Origin of the sequence: Cyanobium sp. T1B-Tous (genome assembly GCF_024345475.1) — a bacterium.
Classification (GTDB): domain Bacteria; phylum Cyanobacteriota; class Cyanobacteriia; order PCC-6307; family Cyanobiaceae; genus Cyanobium_A.
On record NZ_JAGQBE010000091.1, the window covers coordinates 1 to 7,199 of the forward strand.

The 7,199-nt window shown below is 63.7% G+C and carries 6 protein-coding genes; 4 read left to right on the plus strand and 2 right to left on the minus strand.

Annotated features, from left to right (window positions below; all coding sequences use genetic code 11):
• Nucleotides 1-455 (minus strand): ROK family protein (locus KBY71_RS13920; protein ID WP_254929493.1); only part of this gene is annotated, 455 nt, incomplete at its 3' end.
• A 28-nt stretch (nt 456-483) separates the two neighbouring features.
• Nucleotides 484-4,419, minus strand: coding sequence for a translocation/assembly module TamB (locus tag KBY71_RS13925; RefSeq protein ID WP_254929494.1), 3,936 nt, complete (start codon nt 4,417-4,419; stop codon nt 484-486).
• Between the two features lie 409 nt (nt 4,420-4,828).
• Here KBY71_RS13925 and KBY71_RS13930 point away from each other — a divergent pair, with 409 nt between their 5' ends.
• From KBY71_RS13930 to KBY71_RS13945, 4 genes are all read left to right on the plus strand, one after another.
• Nucleotides 4,829-5,296, plus strand: coding sequence for a Ycf51 family protein (locus KBY71_RS13930; RefSeq protein ID WP_254929495.1), 468 nt, complete (start codon nt 4,829-4,831; stop codon nt 5,294-5,296).
• A 2-nt stretch (nt 5,297-5,298) separates the two neighbouring features.
• Entirely contained in the window at nt 5,299-5,682 is a 384-nt protein-coding gene (locus KBY71_RS13935) for a DUF4332 domain-containing protein (protein ID WP_254929496.1), read from the plus strand.
• Nucleotides 5,642-6,064 carry a hypothetical protein gene (locus KBY71_RS15160; protein ID WP_315858570.1) on the plus strand — a complete coding sequence of 141 codons (423 nt, stop codon included), beginning with the start codon at nt 5,642-5,644 and terminating at the stop codon, nt 6,062-6,064. The genes KBY71_RS13935 and KBY71_RS15160 overlap by 41 nt, the downstream gene beginning before the upstream one ends.
• Before the next feature lie 51 nt (nt 6,065-6,115).
• Nucleotides 6,116-7,199: CocE/NonD family hydrolase (locus KBY71_RS13945; protein ID WP_254929497.1), on the plus strand; the 1,084-nt coding region annotated here is incomplete at its 3' end.

Consider the following 7,199-nt stretch of genomic DNA (forward strand, 5'->3'; position numbering starts at 1 on the left):
CGATGACCCGTAAACAAATGGCCATCAAGCAACACCGCTCCGCCCACGCCCGTGCCCAAGGTGAGCAGCAACACATCGCCAACTCCTCGGGCCGCCCCGAGCCAGTGCTCACCGATCAGGGCGCAGTTGGCGTCATTGGCCAGGGTCACAGGGCGCTCCAGCAGGGGCTCGAGCCAGTTGGCCAAGGGCACATCCAGCCAACCCGGCAGGTTTATGGCGATGCGCGCCACCCGGCCGGCCTGGTCGCTCGGCCCCGGATGGCCCACCCCAACCCGATCAGCCAACCGCTCAGGATCAATTTGCTGGACCGCCGCCACGATCGCCGTTGTCACTGCACCAGGCATTGCTGGCTGGGGCGTAGGCACCTGCAGCTCCGCCAGCAGGTCGCCGGCTTCGCTGAAGCGCCCCAACTTGATGGCACTACCACCGAGATCCACCCCGATCAACTGGTTCATCGGAATCGCTGCATCGAAATAAACAAGCTCAGAAGCGGAAAAACAGCTGCAACTGGGTCTGCCAGGCACCCTGGGCGTCGACGGCGCCCTGCAGGTTGAGCAATTCTGAGGCCTTGAAATTCAGATTTAACTGGGGCGGTACGTCGGAGCGGTTGGGGGCAGCCAACACGGAAGCATTGAAGCGTTCCGTGAGATCAAGACCTATCTCAGCTCCCAGCACCAGCTGGGACGGCACCCGGCCTGAGCGACGTTCGGCGCCACTGGCCACACCTTGGTTCACGTAGGTGGGATAAAGGGCAAAGCTGAGTCGCTGGCCGAAGGCATCGCCGAGGGTGCCGAGCAGAGGCGAGAGCAGGGTTTGTCCTAGGGCGGTAGCCAGCACGGTGCCGCCTGCAGATCCCGCCAGGCCGGCCAGGGTATTGCCGCCGATCAGGGCCAGCAGCCGATCTTCCGAGAGCGGCGGCGAACTGCGCAGCACCAGGTTGTCGGCAAGACGGTCCGCCGGGCCGCTCACACTCAGAAAAACACGCACCAAGTTGAGCTGGTCGAGGGAGTTGGTGGCGCCAACCGCCTGAAAGTCCTGCAATGAAAGGCTGCCGGCGGTCCCAATACCACTGGTGGTCGGCAGGTTGTCGGAGACCCTGGTACGCAGCGAGATATCTAAAAAAGGAATCAATCCCATCGAGGGTGTGAACACCGCAACGTTTGGGGAGTCGGGGTCGAGACCAAACGTGGTGGTGAACAGGTTTAGTCGCCCGTTCAGCAATCGCACCACACCCTGCAAGCGCAGGCTCGGATCAAGCCTCCCATTAAGTCGCAGCAAACCACTGGTGCCAAAGCTGGCCAGGTTGGGGATGCCAACCTTCAGGTCGGGGCCCAGCTTCAACCTCAGGTCGTCGAAACCCACAAAGCTGGCATTAGGTACGGCGGCACGCAGGGCCTCACTGGCGTTGCTCTCCACATCGGGACCGAGCAGCACCAAGGGCTGGTCGTAATTCCAGCTGGATTCGAGCAATTCAGCAGCGCTAGCTACCGGTGCCGCCAGATTGGCTTCACTGGCCAGTCGAGCCGGCTGAACGTTGATGCTGCCCCGGGATATAGCCAGCTCCCCGCCAATATCAAGGGCAGCAACGCTGCCTCCGATTTGAAGGGACCCATCAGCCACGGCCTTGATCCGAGACATGGCAAAGGGCACCTTTTCAAGCTCTACCTTCAGCGTGGCGTCTTTGCCATCAGCTGTGGCCTCAGGGCGAAACAGCCCCAGGCTTCCCTGACCACGCACCACTCCCTTATCTCCCACCTTGGCGTTGAACTCCTGAAGCAGGAGCTGCTCAAAGTCGAACAGCACGGTGGCATCGACGTCACGAACCTTTTGGCCGATGAACTGCAACTGAGCACCCCGAAAACGCAAAAATCCGTTAGCGATCGGCTCTCTAACGCTGCCGCGCACCAGCAGTTGGAGGTCGCCGCTGCCCTGATTCCACTGCAGGGCAGGCTGGGCAAGCCCCGCCAGGAAGCGCAAGCCGTCGTCACGACTAGCCAGGCGCAGTTCAAGACCCTGCCTCCCCGGATCCAAGGGCACAACACCCGCCAATTCGACGCTGGTTGAAGCCCCGGCCGCCCGCAAAGAAAGATCGAGGAGCAGCCTGGCCTGCTCCAGCTGAATGGTGCTCCGCTCCAGCACCAAAGCCGTTTCCCTTAGGTAGCCATCAACCAGGTTGATGTTGAGGGCAAGCTCAGGTTGGGGAGTGCCGAGGCGGTAGCGCCCCTGCAGAGATAGGCGGCCACGCAATCCGGCGGGCACAGGGGTAAGCAGCGCCAACAGCTCAAGGGGCAGGTCAGCCAGGCTGAAATTGCCAGCCCCCCGGCGCAGGGGCCCGGTGAACTTCACCAGCACCGGCACAGAGGTAAGGGGCTGGTCCTGGTTTGCCTCAGGCAACCAGAGGTGGGCGCGGGCCTGGAGGTCGGCGCGGGCTTCCAGCAGGCTGGCTCCGTCAAGGCGCAGGTCTGCATCGATCTGACCTGCCAGCCGCTGCAGTCGCTCCTGGGGGCTGCTTTGCCGGTCACGCTCCAGCCCGGCAGAGCTCAGGCGAGCTCTAGCAAGCTCCAGGGCGCGCAGCTGGCCCTGCACGCTGCCGCTAAACGTATCGATCAGCAGGGTGCCGATGTCGCTGGCCCGGCCCAGGATCGGCGCGCTCCCTCCGCGCCACAGGGGCCAGGCCCTGACCAACTGCTGCAAAAACAGCGGCGGTAATCGCTCAGCCTGGAGGCGGGCTCGGAAGGCGCCATGCCATACGCCACTCCAATCGATCGCAAGGTTGCCCCCAGCAAGGGGAGAGACAGCTCCTTGGACTGAGTAGCGACGCTTGGCATAGCGGATATTCGCCTGGGCCGATTTCCCCCAGACGCCCAAAAACACCGGCCGATCAAGCTGGGCGCTACCGCTGAAGGCCAGGGGTTGGAGTTCAAGCAGGCCCTGACCGCTCAGCCGGGCTTGCAGGGGTTGACGCCTCGAATTTGGCCCCAGGGCTAGCTGCAATCCGTCGAGGGGCAACTGGGATGCCTGCCAGCGGTAGGCCCGAGGGCTGCCGTTGAGTTCCAGAGTGCCGCCGGCCCGGTCAAGGCGAACTGCACGGGGGACCCAACGGGAATCGAGGCGGGCCGTAAGCACCCCCACCGGCGCAGGGGCGAGAGCTTGCATGCGTAGGCGCCCACCACCAGCCGGATCACCAAACCACTGGCCCTGCCAGTTTTCCCGCAAGCTGAGGGGGCCCGCACCGGGCTGGTCGATCTGGAGATCCAGGTCTGGCCTCAAGGCTTTGAGAGGGCCCCGAACCCGGCCAGTGGCCTGCAAGATTCCCTGCAATTGGGTGCCCACAAGCAAATCGAGCCGCTCGAGGGGGTAGCGCTGCAGCTCCAAGTTGAGATCGAGCTGGCCTGGCACCAGCCCCTCACCGGCCCGCAGGCCCAGGGGCAACACGCCACGGGCGGAGAGGTGGGCACTACTGAAACGCTGCAGCACTAGGCGCTTATCGCGCCAATCCAAAACCGCATCCCAGCGACCCAGCAACGGGTTACTGGGCTGACCAAAGCGGGCCTGGAGCTGGGGCAGGCGCCACGGCCCCCTGGCCGAAACTGAGCCGCTTACCTTTTGGTTCAACAGCCACTCAGGGGTGCCGGCTTGCAGGGGAAGGTCACCGGGCCGGAGCTGCCATTGCCCCGTCAGATCAAAACGCCTGGCCAAGCTCCCCTTGAGCTTTAGCCAGGAGCGACCGCGGGCCAGCTCAAACTGGCGCAACTGAAGCTGGTTTCGCTGCCACAGCCCCTCAAGCCGCAGGGTGCCCTGCAGGCCCTTGCTGCCCGGTGCTCCCCAGCGCCAGGCAGAGCGGTCCAACTCGAGCGCCTGGCCGCTGCAGCGCAGTTGGCTGAATGGCAACTCCAGTCGGGATACGCCGGTCGCAGGCCGCCAGCGCAATTGGCGCAGCTGGGCTCCACCTCGACAGAAGGGCTGGCGATCCCTCCAGGCCAAGGCGAACTTGCCATCTGCGTGACCCGCAAGTTGACCAGGCAGGCCTAACAGGCGCTGCAGAGGGGGTAGCTGCAAGGCCTTTGTCCGCAGGGTTCCATCCCAGCGCTGCATCTGCCAATTGCCCTGGAGCTCCATGGCCAGCTCGCCAGCGGCCACCTCCGAGCGCAGCCAAGCCGCCAGTTCAACCTCCCGGCGATGGGGCAGCACTGCACCACGGCCCGTGAGGCGGAGGCTCGTACCGGAAGGCTGCAGGTTGAGCAAAGCGGGATCCACCAGGCGCAACCTGAGATCCAGGCGCGGCGGCTTGGTGCCTACAGCAAGCCGCCCTGGCACCCAATACTGACCTTGAGAGTTGCGCCGCAACTCAGCGCGCACACCAGCCAAGCCCACATGCACCACGGGCAACCGCTGGCGCAGGCTGGCAAGCGGATCCAAGCTCACCAAAACCGAACGCACCAAGAGTGAGGAGCCATCCAGCCGCCCAGGGGCGATGCGACTGGGCCCAATGCGCAGACCACCCCAGCCCAGACCCTGATATTCGCCAAGCTCAACGGGATGGCCAGCAAGCTGGCTGAGCGGCTGCTCAAGCCGAGGTCTCCAGTGCTCGTAGAGCTTTCTCAGGGCCTGATCCCCGCCCCAGACCAACAGAATCAGGGCACCGCAACCGCCTGCAAACGCCGCCAGCAAGCGGACGCTGCCGGGGCCCTGAGGCCAGGGTGGTGGTGCAAGTGACGGCGAAGCGGGGACTGGCCCAGGGTTCTGTTCTGGCAACTCCGCCATTCCCGTGGGCTGCCACCCCTGCGACCGGCGCAATATAAAGGCACTAACCCAAACATCCAGCCCTATGGCCGCTGATCCAATCCTGATGACAGCGGGCAAATGGCTGGGGGCCGCCAGTGGAGTCCTGGCTTTGACCACGATTGTTGGTTATCTGAGCCGCTGGGGGATTCGCTTTCGGCTGGTTGGTATCACCAGCTTCACGGCCCTGCTCGCCGTTTCCTGCCTGGCCTTTGCGGTGAGCTACACCCCTCGGGTGCAGCTAGCTGGGGCCGTGAGTGTGCCCGTGGTGTTTGACAACGGCATCGACCTGGTGGTGGCAGCAGCGCCAGACGGCCTAGCGGATGGGGCCGCCGCACCCACAGTTCAGCAAGTAGCCCAAAACCTCAGGGGTGGAGGCCGCAGCAGCGCCGACAACCTGGTGCATGTGCGACTGCGCCGGGTGGAAACGATCGCCCCAGGGCTCAGCAAGCCAGTGGTGCTGGCGGAAGCCACCCGCAGCCTTACAAGTGGTGATGTTGAGCTACAGCCCTAGCCATGTGGCAATTGCCGAGTCACTTCAAGCGTGAACAACGCCAATTGGAGCTAGCCGGCATCGATAACTGGCCCCAACTCGCCGGTCTCCAAGACCAGGACCTGCGCCGGCTTGGGCGCAGCGGCGGCGCCAGCGAGGCCCGGCTGATCAAGCTTCGGGGCCAGGCCCGACTAGTGGTGGAGGTGGGAATCGAGCCGGCAGAAGCCGCCCTGCTGCTCTACGCCGGCATCGCTAGCAGGGCTGGATTGGCGGCCAGTGACCCGCACCAACTCTTGGTACAGATGGGCCGGCTGCAACGAAGCCTCACCGGCATGGCCTCCCCCATGCTTGATCTAGCCACCTTGAATGAATGGATCCGGCGCGCCCAACGCCGCCCCACAAACTGATCCAGAGCAGGCTCCAGCCGCCGCCCCTTATGGCTCAAATGGATTTGCAATGGGGCTTCATAAGTTGTCTGATCGCCAGTCCCCCAAAATCCACTCGGCCTTCGGCTGGGCCTTAACCAGTCTCCTGCCGGTACTGCTGATCAACCTGGCAGCCGCATGGTCACCCGCCCTGGCCCAATCCCAATTGCTGGAGTCCGTGAAGCAAAACCCTGGGAGGGCGAAGGCGCTTTGCAGCCAGTTTCAGGGCTTCAACGCCCAGGGGCTCTCCGCTACATCCAGCTCGGCCGTCAGCCAGATCGCTCGCCAAGAAAACCTCAGCCCCATGGATTCTGAGGTACTTATTACCTATGTGATTGGGCTTTATTGCCCCGACGTGCGCTGAGTGAGCAGCCCGGCTCCAAACCTTTTGCAGGTTCAATGGCGAGACGAGGCCATGGACTGCCGGGATGGCACAGAGCTGATCAGCCGAGTCTGGCAACCAGCAGGCCAAGGACCATGGCCGGTGCTGCTAATGCGCCAGCCCTACGGCCGAGCGATCGCCTCAACAGTTACCTATGCCCATCCCAGCTGGTACGCAGCCCATGGCTTTCTGGTAGTTGTTCAGGATGTGCGCGGTCAAGGTGCTTCCCAGGGGACGTTCCAAGGATTCGAGCAGGAGTTATCCGATGGTGCAGACACCATCCGCTGGGTTCGCAAACTTGATGGCAGTAACGGAAGAGTCGGTTGCTACGGATTTTCTTACCAAGGCCTGACCCAACTACTAAGCGACGATCCAGGGGCCCTGCCCGACTGCCTGGCACCGGCTATGGCTGGTTTGGACGAGCGCGGCGACTGGGCTTGCGAGGGTGGAGCCCACTGGTGGGCCCTAGGCCTCGGCTGGGGCCTGCAGTTGGCAGCCCTGCGCTGCAAAAAACTTGGGGACGATGCCGGCTGGCAAGCGATTCGCCGCAGCCTCGGCTCGGGCGACTTTCTGTCTGATGGCTTGGAGCTGCTCAAGCGCCATGACCCTCAAGGCATGGCCTGCCGCTGGCTGCAGCTACCGGCAAGCGAGGCCCCTAGGTGGGTTTGCCACCAACCAGGCGCAGCTCTATGGCAGCGCCCGATGCTGCTGATCGGTGGCTGGTACGACCCCCATCTGCGCGGCATCTTGAACCTCTTTGCAGGTGCTATTACTGCGGGTGGCTCGCCGCTGCTGCGCATTGGCGCCTATACGCACCTCGACTGGAAGGGCGGCCTTGATCGGTTGCAACTGGCCTTTTTTCAACACCATCTTCAGGATCAAGCCGCAGCAGAACAACTCAGCGCTGCGGTTCTTGTAGAAAAAGTCCCCCATAGATCCGGCAAACACTCAAGCCGCCATTGGCGGGCCCCCATTTCAGACAGCCGCCGCCTCAGCTGGGGGCTGCGCAGTCGTGGCCTGGCCACAATCGACGCGGAGGAGGGCGAACTGCTGCTCGATCAATCTGGCAGCGGCGAAGTCGCCCTAGTGCACGATCCCTGGCGACCAGTTCCAGGTC